23 protein-coding genes are annotated in these 23,583 nt (G+C 57.0%); 5 read left to right on the top strand and 18 right to left on the bottom strand.

Annotation, left to right across the window (positions count from 1 at the left end; genetic code table 11):
* Positions 1-29: 29 nt before the first annotated feature.
* Complete coding sequence (locus HALTITAN_RS03880; RefSeq protein ID WP_009286301.1) at positions 30-974, top strand: LysR family transcriptional regulator; 945 nt, start codon at positions 30-32, stop codon at positions 972-974.
* Here the strand turns inward: HALTITAN_RS03880 and HALTITAN_RS03885 are convergent.
* From HALTITAN_RS03885 to HALTITAN_RS03905, 5 genes are all read right to left on the bottom strand, one after another.
* On the bottom strand, positions 953-2,503 hold the full coding sequence (locus HALTITAN_RS03885; RefSeq protein WP_009286302.1) for an aldehyde dehydrogenase family protein: 1,551 nt from the start codon (positions 2,501-2,503) through the stop codon (positions 953-955). The genes HALTITAN_RS03880 and HALTITAN_RS03885 overlap by 22 nt on opposite strands.
* Positions 2,503-3,405 (bottom strand): NAD(P)-dependent oxidoreductase, encoded by a 903-nt coding sequence (locus tag HALTITAN_RS03890; protein WP_009286303.1) that lies wholly within the window; start codon positions 3,403-3,405, stop codon positions 2,503-2,505. The genes HALTITAN_RS03885 and HALTITAN_RS03890 overlap by 1 nt, the downstream gene beginning before the upstream one ends.
* Positions 3,406-3,506: 101 nt before the next feature.
* A complete protein-coding gene (locus HALTITAN_RS03895; protein WP_009286304.1) occupies positions 3,507-4,664 on the bottom strand; it encodes a M20 aminoacylase family protein in 1,158 nt (385 codons plus the stop codon).
* A gap of 10 nt (positions 4,665-4,674) precedes the next feature.
* Positions 4,675-5,169, bottom strand: coding sequence for a hypothetical protein (locus tag HALTITAN_RS03900; protein WP_022521100.1), 495 nt, complete (start codon positions 5,167-5,169; stop codon positions 4,675-4,677).
* A complete protein-coding gene (locus tag HALTITAN_RS03905) occupies positions 5,156-5,974 on the bottom strand; it encodes a DUF3100 domain-containing protein (protein ID WP_009286305.1) in 819 nt (272 codons plus the stop codon). Before HALTITAN_RS03905 ends, HALTITAN_RS03900 begins: the two co-directional genes overlap by 14 nt.
* A 171-nt stretch (positions 5,975-6,145) precedes the next feature.
* On the opposite strand from HALTITAN_RS03905, the gene yccS reads away from it, so the two are divergent.
* Positions 6,146-8,350: a YccS family putative transporter gene (gene yccS, locus HALTITAN_RS03910; protein WP_009286306.1), complete on the top strand. Its 2,205-nt coding sequence runs from the start codon at positions 6,146-6,148 to the stop codon at positions 8,348-8,350.
* A 9-nt stretch (positions 8,351-8,359) separates the two neighbouring features.
* On the opposite strand, the gene recG is transcribed toward yccS, so the two are convergent.
* Together recG and HALTITAN_RS03920 are read right to left on the bottom strand one after the other, a co-directional pair.
* Positions 8,360-10,438 (bottom strand): ATP-dependent DNA helicase RecG, encoded by a 2,079-nt coding sequence (gene recG, locus HALTITAN_RS03915; protein WP_009286307.1) that lies wholly within the window; start codon positions 10,436-10,438, stop codon positions 8,360-8,362.
* Positions 10,435-11,364 carry a hydrogen peroxide-inducible genes activator gene (locus HALTITAN_RS03920; RefSeq protein WP_022521096.1) on the bottom strand — a complete coding sequence of 310 codons (930 nt, stop codon included), beginning with the start codon at positions 11,362-11,364 and terminating at the stop codon, positions 10,435-10,437. Before HALTITAN_RS03920 ends, recG begins: the two co-directional genes overlap by 4 nt.
* Positions 11,365-11,581: 217 nt before the next feature.
* Here HALTITAN_RS03920 and HALTITAN_RS03925 point away from each other — a divergent pair, with 217 nt between their 5' ends.
* On the top strand, positions 11,582-12,463 hold the full coding sequence (locus HALTITAN_RS03925) for an SDR family oxidoreductase (protein WP_039857799.1): 882 nt from the start codon (positions 11,582-11,584) through the stop codon (positions 12,461-12,463).
* Here the strand turns inward: HALTITAN_RS03925 and HALTITAN_RS03930 are convergent.
* The 4 genes from HALTITAN_RS03930 to gmk all read right to left on the bottom strand — a co-directional run bounded on the left by HALTITAN_RS03930 (position 12,460) and on the right by gmk (position 16,129).
* Positions 12,460-12,849: a RidA family protein gene (locus HALTITAN_RS03930; protein WP_022521094.1), complete on the bottom strand. Its 390-nt coding sequence runs from the start codon at positions 12,847-12,849 to the stop codon at positions 12,460-12,462. The two genes, HALTITAN_RS03925 and HALTITAN_RS03930, sit on opposite strands and share 4 nt — an antisense overlap.
* Before the next feature lie 97 nt (positions 12,850-12,946).
* Positions 12,947-15,091: a RelA/SpoT family protein gene (locus tag HALTITAN_RS03935; RefSeq protein WP_009286309.1), complete on the bottom strand. Its 2,145-nt coding sequence runs from the start codon at positions 15,089-15,091 to the stop codon at positions 12,947-12,949.
* Positions 15,092-15,123: 32 nt separating this feature from the next.
* Positions 15,124-15,381, bottom strand: coding sequence for a DNA-directed RNA polymerase subunit omega (gene rpoZ, locus HALTITAN_RS03940; protein WP_007112267.1), 258 nt, complete (start codon positions 15,379-15,381; stop codon positions 15,124-15,126).
* 115 nt (positions 15,382-15,496) lie between these two features.
* On the bottom strand, positions 15,497-16,129 hold the full coding sequence (gene gmk / locus HALTITAN_RS03945; protein WP_009286310.1) for a guanylate kinase: 633 nt from the start codon (positions 16,127-16,129) through the stop codon (positions 15,497-15,499).
* 148 nt (positions 16,130-16,277) lie between these two features.
* Here gmk and HALTITAN_RS03950 point away from each other — a divergent pair, with 148 nt between their 5' ends.
* Positions 16,278-16,973: an extensin-like domain-containing protein gene (locus tag HALTITAN_RS03950; protein WP_039857803.1), complete on the top strand. Its 696-nt coding sequence runs from the start codon at positions 16,278-16,280 to the stop codon at positions 16,971-16,973.
* Between the two features lie 15 nt (positions 16,974-16,988).
* Here the strand turns inward: HALTITAN_RS03950 and HALTITAN_RS03955 are convergent, their stop codons facing one another.
* The 4 genes from HALTITAN_RS03955 to HALTITAN_RS03970 form a co-directional block, all read right to left on the bottom strand.
* A complete protein-coding gene (locus HALTITAN_RS03955) occupies positions 16,989-17,240 on the bottom strand; it encodes a hypothetical protein (protein ID WP_022521090.1) in 252 nt (83 codons plus the stop codon).
* A 121-nt stretch (positions 17,241-17,361) separates the two neighbouring features.
* Positions 17,362-18,573, bottom strand: coding sequence for an MFS transporter (locus tag HALTITAN_RS03960; RefSeq protein WP_022521089.1), 1,212 nt, complete (start codon positions 18,571-18,573; stop codon positions 17,362-17,364).
* A 158-nt stretch (positions 18,574-18,731) separates the two neighbouring features.
* On the bottom strand, positions 18,732-19,052 hold the full coding sequence (locus HALTITAN_RS03965) for a helix-turn-helix transcriptional regulator (protein WP_039857806.1): 321 nt from the start codon (positions 19,050-19,052) through the stop codon (positions 18,732-18,734).
* Positions 19,049-20,392 (bottom strand): type II toxin-antitoxin system HipA family toxin, encoded by a 1,344-nt coding sequence (locus HALTITAN_RS03970; RefSeq protein WP_009286312.1) that lies wholly within the window; start codon positions 20,390-20,392, stop codon positions 19,049-19,051. Before HALTITAN_RS03970 ends, HALTITAN_RS03965 begins: the two co-directional genes overlap by 4 nt.
* Positions 20,393-20,542: 150 nt before the next feature.
* On the opposite strand from HALTITAN_RS03970, the gene HALTITAN_RS03975 reads away from it, so the two are divergent.
* Positions 20,543-21,169 (top strand): DNA-3-methyladenine glycosylase family protein, encoded by a 627-nt coding sequence (locus HALTITAN_RS03975; protein ID WP_009286313.1) that lies wholly within the window; start codon positions 20,543-20,545, stop codon positions 21,167-21,169.
* On the opposite strand, the gene HALTITAN_RS03980 is transcribed toward HALTITAN_RS03975, so the two are convergent.
* The 3 genes from HALTITAN_RS03980 to HALTITAN_RS03990 all read right to left on the bottom strand — a co-directional run bounded on the left by HALTITAN_RS03980 (position 21,166) and on the right by HALTITAN_RS03990 (position 23,582).
* On the bottom strand, positions 21,166-22,041 hold the full coding sequence (locus tag HALTITAN_RS03980; RefSeq protein WP_009286314.1) for a pirin family protein: 876 nt from the start codon (positions 22,039-22,041) through the stop codon (positions 21,166-21,168). The genes HALTITAN_RS03975 and HALTITAN_RS03980 overlap by 4 nt on opposite strands.
* Before the next feature lie 112 nt (positions 22,042-22,153).
* On the bottom strand, positions 22,154-23,194 hold the full coding sequence (locus HALTITAN_RS03985; RefSeq protein ID WP_009286315.1) for a zinc-dependent alcohol dehydrogenase family protein: 1,041 nt from the start codon (positions 23,192-23,194) through the stop codon (positions 22,154-22,156).
* Positions 23,195-23,255: 61 nt separating this feature from the next.
* Positions 23,256-23,582 (bottom strand): hypothetical protein, encoded by a 327-nt coding sequence (locus HALTITAN_RS03990; RefSeq protein ID WP_051051820.1) that lies wholly within the window; start codon positions 23,580-23,582, stop codon positions 23,256-23,258.
* Position 23,583 lies beyond the last annotated feature (1 nt).

Here is a 23,583-nt window from a genome sequence, read left to right on the forward strand (position 1 = left end):
TGAACAAGGTAGAGGTATAAAAGCTATCGATGGACATACCTCATCAACGCCTCGTTTACTTTCGCGTTACCCTTGAGTCTGGCTCCGTGCGCCGCGCAGCGGCGCGCTTGGATATTGCTCCCTCGGCGGTAAGCCGGCAAATTGCTTTGCTGGAAGAAGCCTTGGGAGCGACGCTTATGGAGCGTCAGCGCGACGGCATTTCGCCTACTCCGGTAGGCGAAATGCTGCTTGAGTACTGCGAGCGCCGCGGCGCCCTTGATGAAGGGTTTATTGCGTCACTTGAATCCTACCAACGCATGGAAACCGGCAAGATATCGCTTACCGTCGGAGAAGGGTTTGTCAGTGACCTAGTAGCCTCCCCACTGCATGAATTTACCCAACGCTATGCGGGCATTCAGCTCGATATCCATACCGCAGGCACCTCGGGCATTATTGACGCTGTTGTCGGCGATCACAGTCATATCGGCTTGATGTTCCATGAGCGTACCCATCCCCAGCTGCGTTTCTGGTCATCTACTCCTCAGCCACTCATGGCCATTCTGCCGCCCGACCACCCGTTAACCAGCCAAACGGCGCCGCTCACCCTGACTCAGCTTAGCGACCAGCCCATGGCCATGTGGGACACCACTCATGGGGTACGTCAAATGGTCGACCAAGCGTTCCAGCAGTCACGCATAGCCCCGCGCATGGCGATGAATACCAACTCAATGGTGATTCTGGCTCAATATGTGCGCAGCGGCATGGGCATTACCCTGCTACCCGCCTTTGCCGTCGCCCACGATTTAGAGCTCGGCACGTTAGTGGCGCGCCCGGTAGATAATCCGCTTTTTCAGCGCTCCCAGGCCCACATGGTCACGCGGGTAGGCCGCCAACAGCCCAAGGCCAGCATTCTGCTGCTACGCCACCTGCAGCGCTGGATGCAGGCGTTTCGCGCCCCAGGCTCGGTAAGCGATCAGCCAACACCGCTACCGTAACCAAACGCCACGCTGGCTTCCGGGGCGGTTTCCACCCAGACGCTTTGCGGCACCGTGTATTCACGCAGGCCATCCAAGCCGCTGGAGCGACCGAAGCCGCTATCGCCAAAGCCACCAAACGGTGACATCACGCTGATCGCCTTATAGCTATTGATCCATACCGTACCAGCACGCAGTTGCCCAGCTACGCGATGCGCTCGCGCTACGTCCTGGCTCCAAACGGCGCCAGCCAAGCCAAAGCGGGTCTCGTTGGCGAGCTGAATGGCCTGATTTTCATTGTCAAAGGCCATGGCCACCAGCACCGGACCGAACACTTCTTGTTGAGCAATCTCCATATCCGGCGTGACATCGACCAGCACGGTAGGGGCGATAAAGTAGCCCTGAGCCTCGGTAGGTAATCCCTCTGGCCGTTTACCGCCCGTTAACAACGTTGCGCCAGCGGCTACCGCCGCGTCGATCATGCGGGTGACCTGCTCAAATTGGCGGTGATTCTGCAAAGGCCCCATGCGGGTCGCTTCATCGTTAGGCAGGCCCACCGAAATCTGTTCCGCCGCCCGCGCCAAACGGCTGGTGACTTGCTCAAACACCGGGCGCTCGATCAACAGCCGCGAGCCCGCCACACAGCTCTGGCCGGCGGCGGCAAAAATGGCCGCCTGGGCACCCGCGACAGCTTCATCCAGCTTGGCATCGGCAAAGACGATATTGGCGGATTTACCCCCCAGCTCTAACACGCTGGGCACCAACCGCCTCGCGCCCGCTTCAGCAATCATGCGACCACTCTGGGGAGAGCCCACGAACACCAGTTTGCTGATGGCAGGGTGGTCGGTCAGCGCTGCGCCGGTCGACTTGCCCAGCCCGTTGACGATATTGATCAGCCCTTTAGGAAGTCCGCCGCTTTCAAGTAGCTTGGCAATCACCACCGATGAAAAGGGCGTCAGTTCGGAAGGCTTTAGCACCACACCATTGCCCGCCGCAATGGCAGGGGCTAACTGCCAGGCACAGGTGAACATCGGGGCATTCCAGGGGGTAATCTGCCCCACCACGCCGTAAGGTACATGGCGCACATAGTTAAGATGCGAGGTAGGCACTGGAATCACTTCGCCATGCTGCTTGTCGCACCAACCCGCGTAGTACTCGAACATCTCGCGTACTTTGCCTACTTCAGCCCGGCAGTCACGAATCGGCTTACCGGCCACCACACTTTCCAGCTGAGCCAGCGCCTCTTCATGGCCCGCCAGGCCGCGTATGGCGGCATTCATACGCCGTCCACGCTCGCTGGCGGTTAGCGCCATCCATTCACGTTGGCCTCGCTGTGCCGCTTGGGTAGCACGCTCAATCAGTCCAGCACCCGCATCGCGATAGCTCACCAGCGTTTCGCCGGTGGCTGGATTGGTCAGGGTGATCACGTCCCCCTCTCCTGCCACTAAACCGCCATCAACCCAGTTGCTCAGCAGCGTGGTGGCCGTTAATCCAAAACCTTCGAGTAGCGTGGCAAGGTGATCTTGGGCATGTTGGCTAAGTGCGTTCATTACTGCTCCTCCGCCTGGCTGGCACGAGCTAATATCGGCGTGGTGATATGGTTAAAGTCATCGCTATCGGTTGGTTGTTCGGGGTTCGCGTGCCAGGCATCGACCACGGCTTGTAACAGCGGCGAGGGGATATCCAGTTGCTCAGCGGCATCCCGGGCCAAACGTAAATCCTTACGCATCAAACCGGTGGTAAAGCCTGAGTCGAAACGCTCACTCAACACCCACTCTGGGAAGTTCACCTCGCTGACCGCGCTGCGCCCCGAGCCACTGTTAAGGCCCGCCAAGCAGGCCGCGGGGTCAACGCCCGCCTTGACTGCCATAGCAACGGCTTCGGCGGTGGTTAACAAGTGCGCGGCACACAGGTAGTTATTGGCAAGTTTGACCACATGGCCGCTGCCCGGGCCGCCCACATGGGTACGCTTGGCCGACATGGCTTCCAGCATCGGCAATACCCGCTCAATGGTGGCGACATCGCCTCCTAACAGCATCCCTAGCTTGCCGCTGGCAGCGCCTTTCGGGCCGCCGCTGACCGGGGCATCCAACCATAGAAGGCCCGCTGCGGTTACTTTTTCGGCCAGTTCACGCGTCACGGCGGGGTCACTGGTGGAGGTATCGACAATCACGCTACCTTTCGGCGCAAGGTCAAGCAGGCCTGGCGATTGCTCGATCACCTCACGCACATGGGCAGAGGTGGGCAACGACAGCAGGTAAACGTCGCTAGCGGGTAATTCTTCGGGAGCCACAACGGTTAGTCCTTGAGCAGCAAGACGCGATCGCGCTTGCTCAAATACATCGCTACCCGTTACTTCAAACCCTGCTGCTTTGAGGGTGAGCGCCATATTGCCGCCCATCTGCCCCAAACCAATGACGGTAATCGATAAAGGGGTGGTGACTAAAGACATAGTAAAGCTCCTTTAAACGTCATGAAGACGCTATGTTCCGGGTAGACGCTCCCCTACCCAGAGGGCATCAGAGAGCGAATAACGTGTATTAAGTCAGGAATTTAGACGAGTAACGCCCTTACCAGCTCCACCCAGTAGCGCGTGCCCAGCGGCAGCAACGCGTCGTTAAAGTCATAGCGGGGGTTATGCAGCGAAGCGGACTCCTCGCCATTGCCCATCCAGATATAGGCACCTGGGCGCTCGGCCAGCAGGAACGAGAAATCCTCAGAGGCCATACTGGGCGGCGGGTTGCGCACCACATTGTCGCTGCCGAGTAAGCTTTCCAGCACCGAGGCGCAGTGCTGGGCATGTTCAGGGGTATTGATAGTGGCGGGATAGCAGCGCTGGTAATCCAGCTCAACGGTTAAGCCGTGAAACTCTGCCAAGCTGGCAATCGCCTGCTTAAAGCGTGTCTCCAAGTGCTCTTTAAGCACCATATCAAAACAGCGCAGCGTGCCGCGAAGCGCCACCTGTTCGGGAATCACATTGAAGGTATCCCCCGCGTTAATACTGGTAATACTCAGCACGGCAGATTTGTCTGGCGGCGTTTCGCGGCTCACCAGCCCTTGCAGTTGGCTGATCAGTTGGCAGCTCGCCAACACCGTATCAGTACCTAAATGGGGCATCGCCGCATGGCAGCCCTTGCCAGTCAGCGTCAGGCTAAAGATATCGAAGGCGGCCATGACGTCGGTATCGTGCACCGCGGCGACGCCTACGGGCAGACCCGGCCAGTTATGCAAGCCGTACACGGCATCCATGGGAAAGCGCTCAAACAGGCCCTCTTCAACCATCACCCGCCCGCCGCCTGCGTTCTCTTCGGCGGGTTGAAAGATGAACACCACCCGGCCTTTGAAATCCGGCTGCTGCTTTAACGCCCAGGCAGCGCCCAACAGCATGGTGGTGTGTCCATCGTGGCCGCAAGCGTGCATTTTGCCCGGCGTTTGCGACGCGTAGGCAAGCGCAGTCTCTTCACGAATATCCAAGGCGTCGATATCGGCCCGCAGGCCGATGGTTTTACCTTCACCTTGTTGACCATCCAACGCGGCTACCACACCCGTTCCGGCAATCCCGGTGGTTACCTCAAAGCCCCACTCAGTCAGCAGCTCGGCAATGCGTGCGCTGGTGCGGTGCTCTTCAAAAGCCGTTTCCGGGTGCTGGTGAAAATCATGGCGCCACGCTTTTAGTTCTGCGTGATCCGGTAAGTCTACTGAAGCAGTCATCGTCTTATCCTTAAAGCATCACATGGGCGACAACAGCAGAGCCAATAAAAGTACCGGTAAAGACCAGCAGGGCCACAATCACCAGCTTCCAGCCAGTCTGCTTGAACATGGCAAACTCACGACCGGTAAGCGCCAGCCCTGCGTAGGCCAATACCGGCGTGACCACTGCCAGGAAATCCACCTCGGCCAACCGTGCGATGATCCACCCATTACCCGGGAAGAACGGCAGCGTCGCGATAATACTCACCAGCGACACCCAGGCCACGCTGGGCAGGTAAAAAGGGCAAAACCGCCCAACCACCAAGCCGATAATGACCATGACATAGAGAATCAACATGCCGGGCAGCGCATCTAATAAAGGTGAACCGTTGACGATATTGCTAAACCACGCCGCCACACACACTGCCGCCAGTACCAACGCGGTTTTGCCTAGCTGATTTTCGGGACGTAGCTCTTTTAACGCCTCAGCATCGAACTGATCGATTGGGCTCTCATGAGTTTTCATGGCTAACCTCCTGGCGCGAGCCTTTTAAGCGCTTGTACATCCACTCGGTGATCGGTAGCGCGATAAATAGCGAGATATACAGACCGGTGGCGTAGGTAAGCAGGTTGCTTGCCCCGGCAAAGGCGAGTAGTTCGTCTTTGGATGCGGGTACCGCTTCAGCTAAAGCTGCTGAACACGCCGCCACCATACTGCCACTGCCCACCCCGCAGGCCATGGCCAGAGCACGAATATCGAGAATATCCAGCGAGGCGATGTAGCCCGCCATTAAGGCGAAGTAGAGCGTACCGAACATGGTGCCCACTACGTAAACGCCCATAATGCCGATACCTTCAGGGCTTCTCAGCCCGTAACGGTCTGAAATAATGGCAATATTGGGCTCACGGGCGATAGAGTAAGTGGCACCGATCGCTTCACGTCCCATTTTGAGGACTAATACTGCAAAGGGGAGAGCTATGAGCATGGTGCCCAGATTACCCAATTCCTGGAGAATCAGTGCAGGGCCGGCGGCGATGATCTGCTCGATCGCTGGGCCAATGGTGGAACCGAATTTGGCGATAAACGGCAGGATGGCGATTAGAATAATCGGGCCCGCCGCATTGCTGACCGGCTTGGGAATGACCTTACCCATTGCCGAAAAAAGATGAGGGTTGAACAGAACACCAATCACAAAGGCGTAGAGCAGCGGTAATAACAACAGTGTTCCAGGCCCGAGGGGGATGCGTGCGATGCCGACCCACTCGGCAAACATCGACGTCACAATCACCGTAAGGTGAAGACGCCAGTCCAGCAGCAGTTTGATATTCATAGGAGTGTCCCTGTTTTTTTTAGAGTCACTCCGAGTATCGAAAGGTTACTGTTTCAATCATAGGGCTTTAGTGCGCTATTTTTTAGAACACCCAAACGTTGAGTGCTGAGTAGCGACATCCAACGCCTACGCATTTATACTAAAGTCTAACAACCATCTATAAGAGCTTTTATGCCCATATCTTTGCCGCTACGGCGCCTTTGGACTCTCGATAAATTCGCCTACAGTCTGCGCGTTTTTATAGCGTTCAGCGGAGCGTTGCTATTTAGCGGTTTAATGGGCGATGTGGCGCTGGTCATTCCGCTTTTTCTCGGCATTATCGCCTGTGCGCTGTCTGAAACTGACGATAGCTGGCAAGGCCGTCTTCAAGCGCTGCTGGTAACGTTGGTGTGTTTTACGTCAGCGTCCTTTATCGTGCAGTGGCTATTTCCCTGGCCGTGGCTATTTGTAGTGGGCCTAGGGCTTTCGACCTTTTGCCTAATTATGCTCGGTGCTATCGGACAGCGTTATGCCACCATCGCTTCCGGCACGCTAATACTCTCGATCTACTCGATGATCAACATCGAGCAGCACGGCGGGGTCGATGAAGACGTGGCGGCGCGCCAACTGCTGCTGTTGGCTGGGGCGGTGTGGTACGGGCTAATTTCGGTGGTGTGGTGCGCACTGTTTTCGCGCCAGCCGGTCAAGCAGAGCATGGCGCGAGTGTACAAAGCGCTGGGCGAGTTTCTGATACTGAAATCGGCGCTGTTTGAACCGGTGCGCGGTGTCGATGTGGAAGCGCGTCGGGTGGCCTTGGCGCGCCAGAACGGCAAAGTCGTCGCTGCGCTCAATCAAGCCAAAGAGATGATTTTTAGGCGGCTGGAAGGCCAGCGCGGCGACCAAAAACTCAACCGCTACCTGCGTATCTACTTTATTGCCCAGGATATTCACGAACGCGCCAGCTCCACCCATTACCCCTACAGCGCGCTCAGCAAAGCCTTTTTCCACCACGATGTGCTGTTTCGCTGCCAGAGGCTGCTGGATCAACAGGGGCGCTCCTGCCGTCAGCTAGCCAAATCGCTGCTACTCAATAGGCCGTTTGATCATCAGCAGAGTGAAGAGGCGCTGGCCGACCTTCACGCCTCGATTGAGAACCTGCGCGGCCGTGGCAAGCCCGAGTGGCGCCCACTGCTTTACCCATTGAGCGCGCTGGCAGAGAACCTGGCCACTCTGGAAAACCAGCTCGCCAGCGCCCACAATCCCGGTGTCAGCGATGAGCGGCGCGACAGTTCGCTGTATGACCGCTCGCCATCGAGTGTGCAGGAAGCGTGGAAGCGGGTGCGCCTAAACTTTACTCTCGGCTCCCCCACTTTTCGCCATGCAGTGCGGCTCTCCATTGCCCTCACGACCGGCTATGGGCTGATGCAGTGGATCGACCCCGAGCAGGGCTTTTGGATTCTGTTGACCACGCTGTTTGTTTGCCGGCCCAACTTTGCCACCACACGGCGGTTTTTGTCCCAACGGATAATGGGCACGGTACTTGGCTTGGTAGTGGGCTGGGCGTCGATCAGCCTCTTTCCGCACCCGCTGGTGCAGAGCATGATCGCCGTGGCCGCCGGGGTCTCGTTCTTCGCTAACCGCGAAAAACACTATGTAATCGCTACTGCCTCTATCACCCTGCTCGTGCTGTGCAGCTTCAACCAGGTAGGCGACGGCTATAACCTGATCCTACCGCGGCTGCTCGACACCCTGCTTGGCTCACTCATCGCCGGCTTAGCGGTGTTTTTTATTCTGCCCGACTGGCAGGGTCGCAGGCTTTATCGCGAAGCCGCCAACGCGCTCAATAACCACCGCCGCTACCTGGAGGAGATTATCCACCAGTACGAGGAGGGTAAGCAGGATGACTTGGCCTATCGCCTGGCGCGGCGCAATGCCCATAACGCCGATGCAGCGCTCTCCACCCTGCTCACCAATATGCTCCATGAGCCGGGGCATTACCGGAAACTGGACGCGGACAACGGACTGCGCTTTCTGGTGCTCTCCAATACCCTACTCAGCCACCTCTCTGCACTGGGCGCCCATCGCCACCAGTTGGCAGACGATGAAGACGATGCCACGCTAGTGCCGGTAGCAAAACGTATTGGTGAGCTGCTGGGACAAATCGCCGAGCGATTAAACCAGCGCCAGCCGGTTGAGCCACTAGCGGATCAAGCTGCCGAGTTATTAGCCCAGCTAGAAGAGAAAAGTGCGCTATCAGCAGATGAAAAAGCCGTCACGCTCTACCGCCCTATTCAAAGCCAGCTACGCCTTATTACCGAGCAGCTCGCCCCGCTGGGTGAAGCTGCGAATCGTCTGGTGGGAAGTGAAGAGTATACGCCAAGCACCGCTAGCGTCTAACCAAGCTAACTACACCTGCCCATAGCGCCCTGCCGCCTCGCCAAGCCAGCGGCGCACCAGGACAGCGGTAACGTCTGGGCTGCCCTGCAGCGTTTGGGCCATGGCGCTGACTCGTTCCAGAAGGTCGGCATCGCGCTCCAGGTCGGCAATTTTCATCTGCGCAAGGCCGGTTTGGCGGGTGCCGAGCACTTCGCCGGGGCCGCGGATTTCCAGGTCTTTCTCGGCGATGCGGAAGCCATCGGTGGTTTCGCGCATGACCGCCAAGCGCTGGCGGGAGCTTTTCGACAGCGGCGGGTGGTAGAGCAGCACACAGAAGCTTTCCGTGCTGCCACGCCCTACCCGGCCGCGCAGCTGGTGCAGTTGGGAAAGCCCCAGACGCTCGGGGTTTTCGATAATCATCAGGCTGGCGTTGGGTACATCCACTCCCACCTCGATCACCGTGGTAGCCACCAGCAAATCCAGCTCCCCCGCTTTGAAGGCGGTCATCACCTCGGCTTTCTCGCTCGACTTCATGCGCCCGTGAACCAAGCCCACCGCCAACTCGGGCAGCGCTATGGTTAGCTCATCGCGGGTAACCTCGGCCGCCTGGCACTGCAACGCCTCGGATTCATCAATCAACGTGCACACCCAATACGCCTGACGACCTTCGCTGCAGGCCAGCCGAATACGCTCAACCACTTCAGGGCGGCGTTCGTCGGGCACCACCACGGTTTTTACCGGTGTACGGCCGGGGGGTAGCTCGTCGATCACCGAAACATCCAGATCCGCGTAGGCGCTCATGGCCAAAGTGCGCGGAATCGGCGTGGCAGTCATGATCAACTGGTGTGGGGTTAGCCCGCCCGCCTCGCCCTTCTCGCGTAACGCCAGGCGCTGATGCACGCCAAAGCGGTGCTGCTCGTCAATGATCGCCAATCCCAGGCACTGGAAGTGCACGTCGTCCTGAAACAGTGCGTGAGTGCCCACCACCATACGCGCACGCCCGTCGGCAATCGCCGCCTTGGCATCCAACCGTGCTTTGCCTTTGAGCTTGCCCGCCAGCCACGCCACTTCGATGCCCAATGGTTCAAACCAAGCTTTAAACGAGCGGTAGTGCTGCTCGGCGAGGATCTCGGTCGGCGCCATGATCGCCGCCTGGCAGTTGCCCGCCAGAGCGCTCAGCGCGGCCATGGCGGCGACCACGGTTTTTCCCGAGCCAACATCGCCCTGGATCAGCCGCAGCATCGGCGCTGGGCGACTTAAATCGTGGCTAATCTCCTCCAACACGCGGCGCTGGGCGCCGGTCAGTGCAAACGGCAGTTGGGCCAAAAAGCGTGCCTGTAGGCTGCGCCCAGAGGGAAGTGTGGGCGCGCCATCCGCCTGAATACGCAGGCGAACTTCACGCAGGCTTAGTTGGTGGGCGAGCAGCTCCTCCAGCGCCAGCCGCCGAGTGGCCGGGTGCTGGCCACTGGTCAACTGCTCTATATTCACATCGGGAGGCGGCTGGTGCAGCAAGTGCAGGCTGGCGTGTAGGCCTGGCAACTGAAAGCGTTGAAGCAGGGCATCGGGTATTACATCGGGCAAGGCCTCGGGGGCGCTGTCCAGTAAACCGAGCGCCTGCTGAGCCAGAGCACGCAGCCGCGGCTGGTTCAACCCTTCGGTGGTGGGATAAATAGGCGTGAAATACTCCTCCACCGGGGTCTCACTACCGCCACTGAGCCGGTATTCCGGGTGGTAGATCTCTAAACCGGTCGCCCCAGCCCGCGCTTCGCCAAAGGCGCGCACGGTCGCACCTGAGCGCATCTGTTGCTGCTGGGCCGGTGAGAAGTGAAAAAACCGCAGGCTCAAAATACCGCTAGCATCACGCAGGCGCACCAGCAGGCTGCGGCGGCGCCCTTTAACTACGTCGCAAGCGGTCACTTCGCCCTCTATCACCGCCTCCTGACCTGCACGCAGCAGGCCAATAGGCGTAAGCCGCGTGCGATCCTGATAGCGCATCGGCAGGTGGAACAACAGGTCGCTTACCTGCTCAATACCCAATCGACCCAGTTTCAGCGCCAGCGCTTCGCCTACGCCCTTCAGAGCGGTGATGGGCGCGGAAAGATCACTCATAGGGCGCTTTTCACGGCTTTAGTAGGTTGGCGGCAGTGGCTGATCGCCTGAATCAGCGCCTCAATAGCCTTGGGACGGGGAAAGCTCGCCCGCCAGGCGATCGCCACGGTGCGCGACGGCGCTGGCTCCACAAATGGCCGACTGGCCAGCATGGCATTTTCATACTGGTCGGTGCCCAGCGCAGACTGCGGCAGCACCGTAATACCTAATCGAGAGGCCACCATATGGCGAATGGTTTCCAGTGACCCGCCTTCGGCGATCAGCGTATTGTTGGGGCTGTTGAGTTTTTGGGTAATCGCCGGGCAGGCTTCCAAAATTTGATCGCGAAAACAGTGTCCTTCGCCGAGCAGCAGCAGGCGCTCTTCGAGTAAGTCCTCTTTATTGATCGCTTCCCGCTCGACCCATGGGTGGTTAGCGGGAATGAGAACTTCAAAGGCTTCGTCGTAGATTGGCTTGGTGACCACATCGGTTTCAGTAAACGGCAATGCCACAATAATCACATCCAGCTCACCGCTTCTTAGCTTGGCGCGCAGCGTACCGGTCATGCCCTCTTCAATATAAAGAGGCATTTGCGGGGCCGCGTTCGCCAGGGCAGGCACTAGATGAGGAAACAGGTAGGGCCCAATGGTGTAAATCGCCCCAATGCGCAGCGGGTTGGCCAACTGATCTTTACCCGCACTGGCGAGCTCAAAAATCAGGCTACTCTGCTCCAGCACACGCTGGGCCTGGGCGACGATTTTTTCACCCAGCGGGGTAACCTGGACGGTGGACTTGGAACGCTCAAAGAGCGGCGTTTCGAGCTCTTCTTCCAGCTTTTTCACCGCCACCGAGAGCGTGGGCTGTGAAACGTGGCAGCGTTCCGCCGCACGGCCAAAGTGACGCTCCTGGGCAAGGGTTACGATGTAGCGAAGTTCTGTTAAAGTCATAGCGGTGCCAGTGGCATCCTCTCGTAGCAGCTCGTGACTAGGGCTTGTATGAAAAAAATGTTGTATGCAAGGCCTTGCATCATGACAGTCAGCGAGACGGAAAAGGACAAGCAAGCTCTGCCGTCGGTCTTCTCAACCGACAATATCTCGGTTCAATGTCATCGTTGGTAGAGACTTTGCATCTAATAGGGAATATTAATCAAGAGGAGTGAGCACGGTGAAGCTAACCGTACTGATTATCGGCTGTGGCGATATAGGGATCAACCTTGGGCGCGAGCTGCTTGAGGAAGGGCACCAAGTGATTGGCCTACGCCGCAACGTGGAAGCCTTAAAAGACACCGGTATCAAACCGCTGGCGTTAGACCTGGATAGCCTTGAAGAGGCCGATGCCAAAAGCCTGCCCCAGGCTGACTACGTGGTCTATACCGTCAGCGCTGATCGTTTCGAAGAGAGCGCCTATCAAAGTGCCTACCCTGAAGGTTTAAAGCGCGTGCTGAGCGTGATGGAGCAGCACAAAACGCCTCCACGTAGGGTGTTTTTCGTCTCTTCAACTAGCGTGCATGGCCAGCAGGAGGGCGAGGTCGTTAACGAAGAGAGCCCCACCGACCCCACTAGCTTCTCTGGCACCCTAATGTGCGAGGCTGAGCAGGCGCTGATCAATCACCCCCTGCCGGGCACGGTGATTCGCTTTTCCGGCATTTACGGCCCTGGCCGCGATCGACTGATTCATCAGGTTGCTGAAGGCCGCGTGGCTGCGATCACTCCTGTGGTGTACTCAAACCGCATTCACCGCGACGACTGCACCGGCATTATTGCCCACCTGATTCGCTATCAGGAGAGCGGTGAGACGCTGGATGATATCTACCTGGGCAGCGACTGCGAACCGGTCACCATGCATAACGTAATGATGTGGCTGGCCGAGCAGTTAAAAGTAGAGGCCACAGAGACCATGCAGTCCCCTTTACGTCGGCGAACGAGCAAACGCTGCGATAACCAGCGCATATTGAGCACTGGTTATCAGTTCCGCTTTCCCAGCTACCGCGAAGGCTATGCACAGGTACTCAAAGAGGGCGGCTTTCTAGAGCTAAACAAAGCCTAGTCACCGATAACCATCACCGCTTCCGCTTCCACCTGGCTGCCTTTGGGTAGTGCTTTGACGCCAACGGCGGCGCGGGCGGGGAAAGGAGCGGTGAAGAACTCCTCCATGACTTGGTTAACAATCGCAAAGTTATCCAAGTCCACCAGGTAGAGATTCAGCTTCACGATATCGCTTAGCGAACCCGCCGCTTCTTCGCATACTGCCTGTAGATTGGTGAAGACTTGGCGTGCCTGAGCTTCGAAATCCTCAGACACAATCGCCATGGTCGCGGGATCCAGCGGGATCTGGCCAGAGAGATAAACCGTGTTGCCCGCTTTAATGGCCTGGGAGTAAGGACCAATAGCCGCGGGGGCTTTGCTGGTGTTGATAACGGCCTTATTGCTCATACGTTGTTTCGCTCCTGTAATGGGTAATACTTAATTATTTGATACTGAAAAATAGCGATCGCTGCCGATTTATATCAGCATGTTGTTATGTATAGTATTAATTAGCGAGTCGGGTAATTTTGCCAACGTTGGGAAGGTTACGGATGCGTTTAATGATGCGTGCCAGATGCACACGACCTTTCACCGACAGCGTCAGATTGACGGTGGAAAGGTGGGCATCGCGCTCTTCAATACCAATCCGCTCAATATTGGCATCGGCATCGGTGACCAGCCCGGCAAGCTCTGCGACTAGCCCACGACGGCTCTCAATTTCGATACGCAGCGCGACCGGGAAATCTTCATCAATGGTGTCCGACCACTCCAGCGCGAAGAGCTTATCAGGGTCATTTTTATCGGCGAAGTTCTTATCCACCACGTTTTTACACTCAGCGCGATGCACCACCAACCCTTTGCCTGTGGAAAGGTGGCCCACCACGGGGTCGCCTGGTAGCGGATGGCAGCAGCGCGCAAAGTTAATCACCATGCCTTCGCTGCCGCTGATCATGACGGCTTTGCTACCCTCCCCGCCTACAGGGTGCTCATAGCTTTCGCCATGCGCCGCAGCCACTAGGCGGCGTGCCACCACGTGGGTCATGCGGTTGCCCATCCCGAGCGACTCCAACAGAGCATCCTCAGAAGAGACATCCAACTCTTTGAAGGCGCGCTTAAGGGCGCTCTCATCCAGTTCTTCCAGGCTGGTATCGAATGGCGCCAGGGCTTTATTGAGCAACCGTCGTCCCAGCATGACCGCTTCGGTCTGCTGCTGATATTTAAGCGCGTGACGGATTGCCGAACGCGCCTTTGCGGTGGTCACAAAATTGAGCCAGGTAATATTGGGCTTCGCACCGGGGGCGGTGATAATTTCCAGCGTCTGACCGCTCTCTAAGCGCGTCGAGAGCGGCGCCAAATGGCGATCAATACGGCAAGCGATACAGTTATTGCCGATATCCGTGTGCACGGTGTAGGCGAAGTCGATTACGGTAGCGCCCTGGGGCAGCTCCATAATATCGCCTTTAGGTGTGAACACGTAGATATCGTCGGGGAACAGATCGTTTTTAACGTGTTCGATAAACTCCAGCGAGTCGCCAGCGTGGCGCTGCATTTCCAGCAGGCCCTTAACCCAGGCGCGAGCACGTGCATGGCTGCCCTCGGCAATCGGATGGGAAGTCTGCCCCGCTTTATAAAGCCAGTGGGCAGCGATACCGTTATTGGCCATGGCCTCCATTTCACGGGTGCGTATCTGCACCTCAATGGGCATACCGCGGGGGCCAAACAAAGTGGTATGCAGGCTCTGGTAACCGTTAGCTTTGGGAATCGCAATGTAGTCTTTAAAGCGCCCCGGTACCGGCTTATAGAGGTTATGCACCACGCCTAGAATACGGTAGCAGCTGGCCACATCTTCGGTAATGATGCGAAAGCCAAACACATCCATAATTTCGACAAAGGGCTTACGCTGGTCGCGCATTTTTTTATAGATCGACAGCAGATGCTTTTGGCGTCCAATGACGGTGCCATTAAGCCCGTCATCGTCCAGGCTTTTTTGCAGGGAGGACTGTATTTCGCGCATGGCACTGCGCCGGTGCCCCCGCGCTTTGGCAACCGCACGCTTGATGCGCTCCGAGCGCATGGGGTGAATCGCCTGAAAGGAGAGATCCTCAAGCTCGATACGAATCGTATTGATACCCAGCCGTCCGGCAATTCGCGCGTAAATTTCCAGCGTTTCACGGGCAATGCGACGCTTTTTATCTGGGCGTAGGGCGCCCAGGGTGCGCATGTTATGCAACCGGTCTGCCAGCTTGACGATGATAACGCGAATATCCCGCGACATCGCCAGCACCATCTTCTGGAAATTTTCCGCCTGGGCGACGGCTTTGTCTTCAAAGGTGATTTGGGTAAGTTTGGATACCCCGTCTACCAGCTCTGCTACCGGCTTGCCAAACTGAGCCTCCAGGGCTTTTTTGGATACGCCGGTGTCTTCGATAACATCGTGCAGCATGGCAGCCATCAGGCTTTGATGATCCATGTGCATATTGGCAAGAATATTCGCTACCGCCAGTGGGTGGGTAACGTATGGCTCGCCGGAACGCCGCCGTTGGCCGTCGTGGGCCTGCTCAGCATAGTAAAAGGCGCGTTTGACCTGCTGGATCTCATCCGAGGGTAAATAGCCGCCGAGTCTATCGGCCAGGTCATCAATGGTGAACATCTACCGCGCCTCTATCGGTTTCGTTGAAAACGTTAGTCGTCGATATGAGTAGGCGCCATAGCCGGGCGCGGACGAACAGCGGCTTCAACGGGCTCGTCCAGTACAGTGTGATCGACCAGGCCTGCGGCAATTTCACGCAGCGCCATCACCGTAGGTTTATCATTTTCCCAAGGTAGCAGAGCATCGCGGGAGCCGCGCGCCAGCTGACGAGCACGCTGGGTGGAAATCATCACCAGCTTGAAACGGTTTTCAACATTTTCAAGACAATCTTCAACGGTTACGCGAGCCATGGGAGCCTTCCTGTTATGACGGAACCGGGCCGACGCCGTTATAAAAAAACTAACGGCACCGACCCAGCGAAAAAGATGTACTGCAATGCAATAGAAAGTAGTAGAACCGTATAGATTACTCGACCGTAGGCGCCTGTGACAAGAGCGCAGCCAACAGCGGCGCATGGCGCTCGGTCATTAACGGGCGACTTAAGCGGCGGCTGATTACCAGTGACTGTAACTCCTGCAGCGCCGTGGTGAAGTCATCATTAACGACGAGGTAATCATATTCGTGGTAATGGGACATTTCACTCACCGCATCGCGCATCCGCCGGGCAATCACCGCATGCTCATCGGTGCCACGGCTAGCAAGACGTCGCTCCAGCTCCTCGCGGGAGGGCGGTAGAATAAAAATCGACACTGCATCAGGCATTTGTGTGCGTACCTGCTGAGCGCCCTGCCAGTCGATTTCCAGAATGACGTCCTGACCTGCCGCTAGCAATACCTCTACTGCCTGGCGCGAGGTGCCGTAGTAATTATCAAATACTTTGGCATACTCGAAGAACTCACCCCGCGCGATCATCGCTTCAAACTCGGCTACATCGGTGAAATGATAATTGACGCCATTCACCTCACCCTCGCGCTTGGCACGCGTAGTGTGCGACACCGACACTTGAATCCCATCCAGGCTTTCGATTAGCTCGCGCACCAAGCTAGTCTTGCCAGCACCTGAGGGGGCAGAAACGATAAACAGCGTACCTTGGGACATGAAGTACTTTCCCTTCAGTTAGCAAAATAAGTAGCGGAAAACGTAGTAAACGCAAGTAAAGCGACTGCAGCAGAGCAGCAAGGCTGCGCAGTATCGCACACCCAGCGCGACGACTGTAGCGTTGGTGGTGACATACAGGGAGGTAGGCATGCGCAGTACGCTATTTATTTTAGCCCTGATTGCGCTGGGCGTAGCCCTGCAAAAAGGCATCATTGAGATTCCCCGCCACTGGGCGCCATGGGCTCCGCTGCATATTGACGACCCCATTACGCCGGTCACACAGCTTAAGTTAAGCCGCTTGGCAGACGACCGCGCAGGCTGTTTAGCTGCGTTAGATACCGTCCCCGAGGGCGAGCTGCGCTATACGCCATTGGCCGATTACGCCCCCACGGCGAGCTGCCCGCTTGCCAATATCGTGCGCATGCACTCTAGCGGGGTCGCGTTCAATCAGAGTTTCGTGGCCTCCTGCCCGATGGCACTGGCGTGGGTCATGTATGAACGCCACGCGTTACAGCCTGCCGCCAAGGAGATTATGGGTAGCCGAGTGAGCCAGGTTAACCACGTAGGTAGCTTTGCCTGCCGTAACGTTTATGGCCGCGAAGCCGGCAGGCGAAGCGAACACGCCACCGCCGAAGCGCTGGATGTAGTGGGATTTCAGTTTGAGAACGGCCAGCGTATTACGCTGATCAATGACTGGGATGATGAAGGCGAGGTAGGTGAGTTTTTACGCGCTGCGCGGGATGGCGCCTGCCATACCTTCGGTAATGTATTGGGGCCCGATTACAACGCCGCGCATGCGGATCACTTTCATATGGGCATGCGCGGATTTAGGCTGTGTCGCTAAGAGATCAACCATTACTTATTCGAGATTGATGTCATCTGCATCGGTGGCGGCACCGGTGGCAGCACCAACGCCACCGCCGATAACGGCGCCTTGAACGACGCTACCACCGGTTACGGCTGCGGCACCCGCGCCAATGGCAGCACCGACACCCGCGCCGCTAGTAGCGCGCTCTCCGGTAGTGGTACCACAACCCACCAAGCCAATGGTTAACGCCACCACCGCGCCGAGGGTCAATATGCGTGTCAAATTCAATACCTGAATGTGCATGGTCATCTCCTTATGGGTTACTACTCTTACACAGTAGAGAGAATTCGACTTTTTAGCCATGTTAATTATCACTGTTCGATAACTAAGCAGCTGGCCAATCACAATGCAACGTTAGCCAACGCTAGGCTCGCTGGGCCACGGCGCCGTAGGTGCGCTTTTCCAACCATCGCCCAGCGGCAAAAATCACCAAGCCACAGAGTGCCAATCCCGCACCGACCAAGCCCGTGCTCGACCAGCTAAAGCCAGCGCTGATTGCCAGGCCAGCAAGCCACGCCCCTAGGGCATTGGCACCGTTAAAGGCCGCGTGGTTGAGTGAGGCCGCCATGGTTTGGGCATCCTCTGCCACATCCATTAAGCGGGTTTGTAATGAAGGCGCTAGCGCCATACTGGTGCCCACCAGGCCAACGAACAACAGCCCCGTCCAAACGTTATTCGCCGCAAAGTAAAACAACCCTTGTACCACGCCACACCAGAGCAGAATGGTAGGTATGGCACGCATCAGGTTTTTATCCGCCATGCGCCCGCCGATTAAGTTACCGGCAATAGAGCCCAGGCCGAAAATGACCAGCACCAACGGCCCCAGCGCTTCGCTCATACCCGCCTGCTGGGTTAATGTCGGCATCACATAGCTAAAAATGGCGAACATGCCGCCGCAGCCGATGCAGGCAAGCGCCAGGGTAACCAACACCCGCTGCTTAAGCAGCGCTGAAAGCTCACGCACCGGGCTTGCTAGAGTATCGACGGGCTGCACCGGTACATAGAAGCGGATCAACAGGGCGGTGAGCAACGCAATACCACCGACACCCGCAAAGGCGATCTGCCAGCCCAACAGGTTACCCGCCCAGGTACCCAGCGGCGCACCGATCAGAATCGCCACGGTTAAGCCCATCATCACCCGAGAAACGGCCCGCGCCCGTTGGTCTATCGGCACGGCTCCCGCGGCCACCAGTGCGGCGATGCCAAAATAGGCGCCGTGAGGCAAACCAGCCAGAAAACGCAGCCCTACGAATGACCAGAACCCTGGTGCCATGGCACTGGCAATATTGCCCACCGCAAATACCAGCATCAGCATAATCAACAGCGACCGCCTAGGTACTCGCGCGGCCAGCGCCGAAATCAGCGGCGCACCGACTACCACGCCCAAGGCGTAGCTGCTTATTGCGTAACCCACTTGCGGCACCGTTACCGCTAAATCACCCGCCACACGGTTCATCAGGCCCATAATGACGAACTCGCTGGTGCCGATTCCAAAGCCGCCCAGCGCCAACACAAATTCGGCCAAACGCGGGTTGCGCGCCAGCCCTTGAGACGACGATGCTGTCGAATCCTGCATGCTTAACTCCTTGGGATACCGCCCGGTTGGTATCACGATGGCGCAAATGATCGCAGGATTAGACGAAAGTAGAAACATGCTGCGTTTAAAAAGTTAGCGGGCGAACACAATCGTTAAGTTGGGTTGAATAGGAAATGTTTGGATAAGGTGTTTGGCGGTCAGGCGATAGGGGATTCCACTGAAAGCAACCGCTCACGCAGACGACGGTTACGCGGCACCAAGCCGGTTTGCAGACCCAAGGGGCGGAATACTTGGTTTAGCAGCGCCAGTGTAGGGCTTGCTTTATCGGCTTCCAGATCAGACAAGGTGCGGCGACTGATACCTACCAACTCGGCATATTGTGTCTGCGACATTCCCAACACTTCGCGGCGTAGTTGACGCAGCACCTGCCCTGAGCTGATCTCTTCCCGCAGCAGCTGGGACAATAGCGCCATAAGTAGTGCCTCGCGCTCAATGCTAGAGAGTTCTTTGCGTTTCATACCAGCCCCCAGCGGCGCAGCTTAGCATCCAGATAATTTAACCCCACCGCATTCGATGCTAGCAACGCTTCCGGCACTCCCCGCGCAGCAAGTCGTTCTTTTAGCCCGACTAACTGCCTCCCCAGCGCTTTTAGCTCTGCCATCAACTGCTCGGCTGGCACATAGGCATTTAAGTTCTCCGCAATGGCGACCCAGTTGAATTCAGGACCCTCTTCAAACGGCGCGCCCCAAGTGGTGGTGCGAATAATACTTTCTGGGTCAGCCTTCATGGGCGCAAAATCGTAGACTGGCGCCAGCCAGATTCCCTGAGGCGTTTTCAACAGCGCCGTATTGCGGCCATGGTTATCGCTATTAGCAAAAGCGACATTAAGCAGATCACGTTTCACCCACTCGCTCACGAAACGCGCCGTATCAAAATGACCTCCTAACTCGCGAACGCGGTATTGCTGGCTCAACAGGCCAACCAGTGCCTCAATCACGTCAAAATGGTTTAAGAAGCTTCCCGGCTGACGCTTCATCGCGGAATAAACCGACTCCAGCCCATACAGCGTTCGCTTCCCAGCGGGGTAATCAACATCAAAGCGGGGCAACCAGAGAGATGGATAGCGCTCGCCTTCCAGTAGCCGCATCCCTTGAGTGTCGATCGTCGCTATGCCGAGTGACGCCAGCTCATGATAGAAATGGTATTCGGCGCGAAGGATATTGTTATCAAGCTCGGTGCGCTGGCCGCGAGGAAATTTCACCAGATAGTGCTGGTCGGTATTCGCCGGATCATCCTGATAGGTATCGATCCAGACCTGATCGTTTGGCGAACAGCGTAGCAGTAGCTTAGGCGCTTCGCCGCCAGCGCCGGTCGCCCCCCCCCCAGCGGCTCCCATTTGCTGCGCATAAGCAAGAAAATCGCTATCTCGATCCACAACATCGCGTAAGGCAAAGCGCTGCTGCTCTAGCGTGCTACCTACTGGACGCTCGGGAAGGGCCTCTTTAATACGTAAATTACCCACCGGAGCAATCGTCCCTTTAGCCAATAGGGCGTAATCTTGTTCAGCCTCAGTAAGCGCCGATATCCCCAACTGCGTGACCCAGTAACGACGGCTGGCCCCAGAAGGCATGATATCGTCTAAAAAAGCGAACCAGCGTGGCGATTGATGAGTATTCATGAGTTCAATCGGCAAAAGCAGGCTGCAAGCATGCTCATCATCGCGATCCAACCATTCAAGGGCATAATCGGTGATATAGCCCAAACGCGCAGGTCCTCGACGACCTTGCTCTGGGTGCTCAATCACCAGCTCAGCGGCATCGTGCCACTGGCCATGATGAAATGCCTGGATGGTTAGCAACGTGGGACACCTTAATTGAGCAGTTAATAACTGAGCAGCTTAATGCTCAATAGTGTAGTCCAAGGCTCCGGAATGTGCATTTTAATACTCATAAATATATAAAAACCCAAATAGTGAGCAATATAATACTCATTTTAACCAGGAGTAATAATGCCAGCTAATACCTCATCTTTTAACACGATCGAACACGCCATGGCTGAACTCGTCGAGGCCGACCCCGATATCGCCCACGCCCTACCTCTAGTGGGGGCACCCTCGCCTCGGGAGCGCGATAAAGGCTTTGCGACGTTCTTCTCGACTATCGTTAGCCAGCAGCTATCCACCGAAGCGGCTCGCGCGATTATGGGTCGTGTAAATACACTGCTGCCCGAGCTTCACGCCAAGGCAGTGATGGAGGTAGAGGGCCAAGCGCTACGCGATGCGGGGCTTTCCTGGCGTAAGATCGAGTACGCTAAAGGGCTGGCAGAAGCAGAGTTGGCAGGCACTTTTAGCGCCGTGGGGCTTGAACAGCTAAGCGACGACGAGGCGATTGCCGCGATTACCGAGCTACGCGGCTTTGGCCGCTGGAGCGCTGAGATTTACCTGATGTTCTCGCTGCAACGCCCAGATATTTTCCCCGCTGATGACCTTGCCCTGCGGGTAGCGCTGGGCCGCTTAAAAGGCATGGACGACAAACCCACGCCCAAGCAGGCCCGCCAGTTGGTAGAACACTGGGCGCCCTGGCGCAGCGTGGGTTCGCTGTTTCTGTGGCACTACTATCGCGGCGAGCCGCTTTAAGCATCCAGCCCGCCAAACTTACCGTTCTGGTAGTCCTCGACCGCCTGAACGATCTCTTCACGGGTATTCATTACAAAAGGGCCGTGGGAGTAAACAGGCTCATCGATCACCTCACCATGACCAAACAGCAAGCGCGCGTCGCTACTGGCTTCGATATCGAGGTTATCGCCATCGCGATCTACTTCAATCAGATGGTGCGGCTTGACTGGCTCGCCTCCCACCGTGACATCGCCATCCACCACGTAGAGAAACACCTGCCGTCCAGGTGCTACGGGCAGTTGCTCGTGGCTACCGGCAGGCAGCCGCAGCGTCGACATAAACACGCCGGTTAGCGTGTCGATAGGGCCAGCACTACCCTGCCACTCACCTGAGATCAGGTTCAGCTCACCGCCACCCGGCAACTTAATAGCGGGAATGGATTCTTGCTGCAGCCCCACATAGCGCGGCGCGCTCATTTTCAAGCGCGACGGCAGGTTGATCCATAGCTGCAGAATTTCCAACGGGCCGCCGTCGCGCAGAAACTCCTCCGGCGAAATTTCCGCATGCACAATGCCGCTGCCCGCGGTCATCCACTGCACGCCGCCCGCATTGATCACGCTTTGATGCTTGGCGCTATCGGCGTGGGCCAATGAGCCTTCCAAGATAAAGGTGACCGTTTCAAAGCCCCGGTGCGGATGCGGGCCGAACGGCAGGCCACGATTATTGGCCGGATACGTCTGCGGTCCGTGATGGTTAAGAAACAGAAACGGATCGAGCTGTTCAAGCTGCGGCCCCGGCAGCGGGCGCCGGGTAACTAAATCGCCTATATCATCGCGCTTGGCTGGATGCTGGGCGATCACGCGGCGTGCTGATTGAATAGTGTCTGATGGCATAACTTACTCCTTATCAATACGCCCAGCGTAAAACCTCAACCCGCAGATGAGGAGCGAATAATTTGCCTTGTTTCATTGAAGGAAATTGTTATTAAACGTCTCAGCGGTTTCCTCAAAACTCGGTCACCACCGTCACGCCCGCCCCTTCGAACTTATCCATGTTCATCAGCGCATCAATCGACTGCTCAAGATTGATTCGTTTGCCGATTAGTTTTTCAGGCGCCAGCTTTCCCGACTCGATCATCGCCAGCATGGCGTCATAACGGTGGGCCTGCATGCCGTGGCTACCCAGTATTTCAAGCTCATGGGCAATGACCTTGCTCATGGGAATGGCGGGCGTGCTGTTCTCGGCCAACATCAACCCGACCTGGACATGCTTGCCACGTTTACGCAGGTTACTGATGGAGTTAAAGCAGGTCGTCGGGTGGCCCAGCGCATCCAGCGATACGTGAGCGCCTCCCCGGGTTATCTCTGCAACTGCTTCCACCACATTGGGTACCTTGGCAGCATTCACGGTGGCAGTGGCACCCAGTTGACGGGCCAGATCAAGCGCCTCTTCCGAAATATCGATGGCCACCACGTTAGCACCGACGGCGTTGGCAATCATTACAGCAGAAAGCCCAACCCCACCGCAGCCGTGGACGGCCACCCACTGGCCTGCCGCTGTTTTGCCCTGATCCACCACGGCCCGAAAAGAGGTAACGAACCGGCAACCCAAGCTCGCCGCCGTCGCAAAGTCGAGTGTCTCTGGCAGCGCGACCAAATTCACATCAGCGTAGTGAATACTCACATACTCGGCAAATGAGCCCCAGTGCGTGAAACCGGGCTGAAACTGACTATCGCAAACCTGATGATTGCCGGAGTGGCACTCAGGGCAAGTGCCACAGCCACCCACGAACGGCACCGTGACGCGGTCGCCAATGCGCCACTTTTTTACGTCTTTACCCACAGCTTCGACTACGCCGGAAAGCTCATGCCCCGGCACATGGGGAAGTTGAATATCGGTGTCATGCCCCACCCAGCCATGCCAGTCGCTGCGACAAACTCCGGTCGCCATGACTTTCACCACAACGCCATGCGGCTCAGGGGTGGGATCCGGCAGTTGCTGGATCTGTGGTGGGGCGGAAAATTGCTCAAAAACAACGGCTTTCATAAAGGATTCCTAAACTCTATCGTTCTTCACTTTATAAAGTCTCATGCGGATAAGAAGCAAATTATTGGTCGCTAACGCTTAATCGCCCCACTACCTGAAACAAATCATCCGTTGGACGCACCACGATCATCTCACCCGAGCCAACGCCGCCACCCATCAGTGCGGTGATATTGACCTGATGGGTGAGCAGCAACAAATTCTCCGGCCCCTGCCATGCAGCGATTTGCTCTTGAGCGGCTTGAGTAATTGACGCCTGATCACCGCGCCCGCGGAAGAACGAATCCAGCCAGGGGGGGGGTAGGCGCATGAGAATCACCAAGCCGCCTTCCTCAAGCGCCTGCCAGGTTGCCTCGTTTACCGGGGCAGTGGCCGAGAATATGCTCAACACA

The organism is Vreelandella titanicae BH1 (assembly GCF_000336575.1).
GTDB classification, from domain to species: domain Bacteria; phylum Pseudomonadota; class Gammaproteobacteria; order Pseudomonadales; family Halomonadaceae; genus Vreelandella; species Vreelandella titanicae.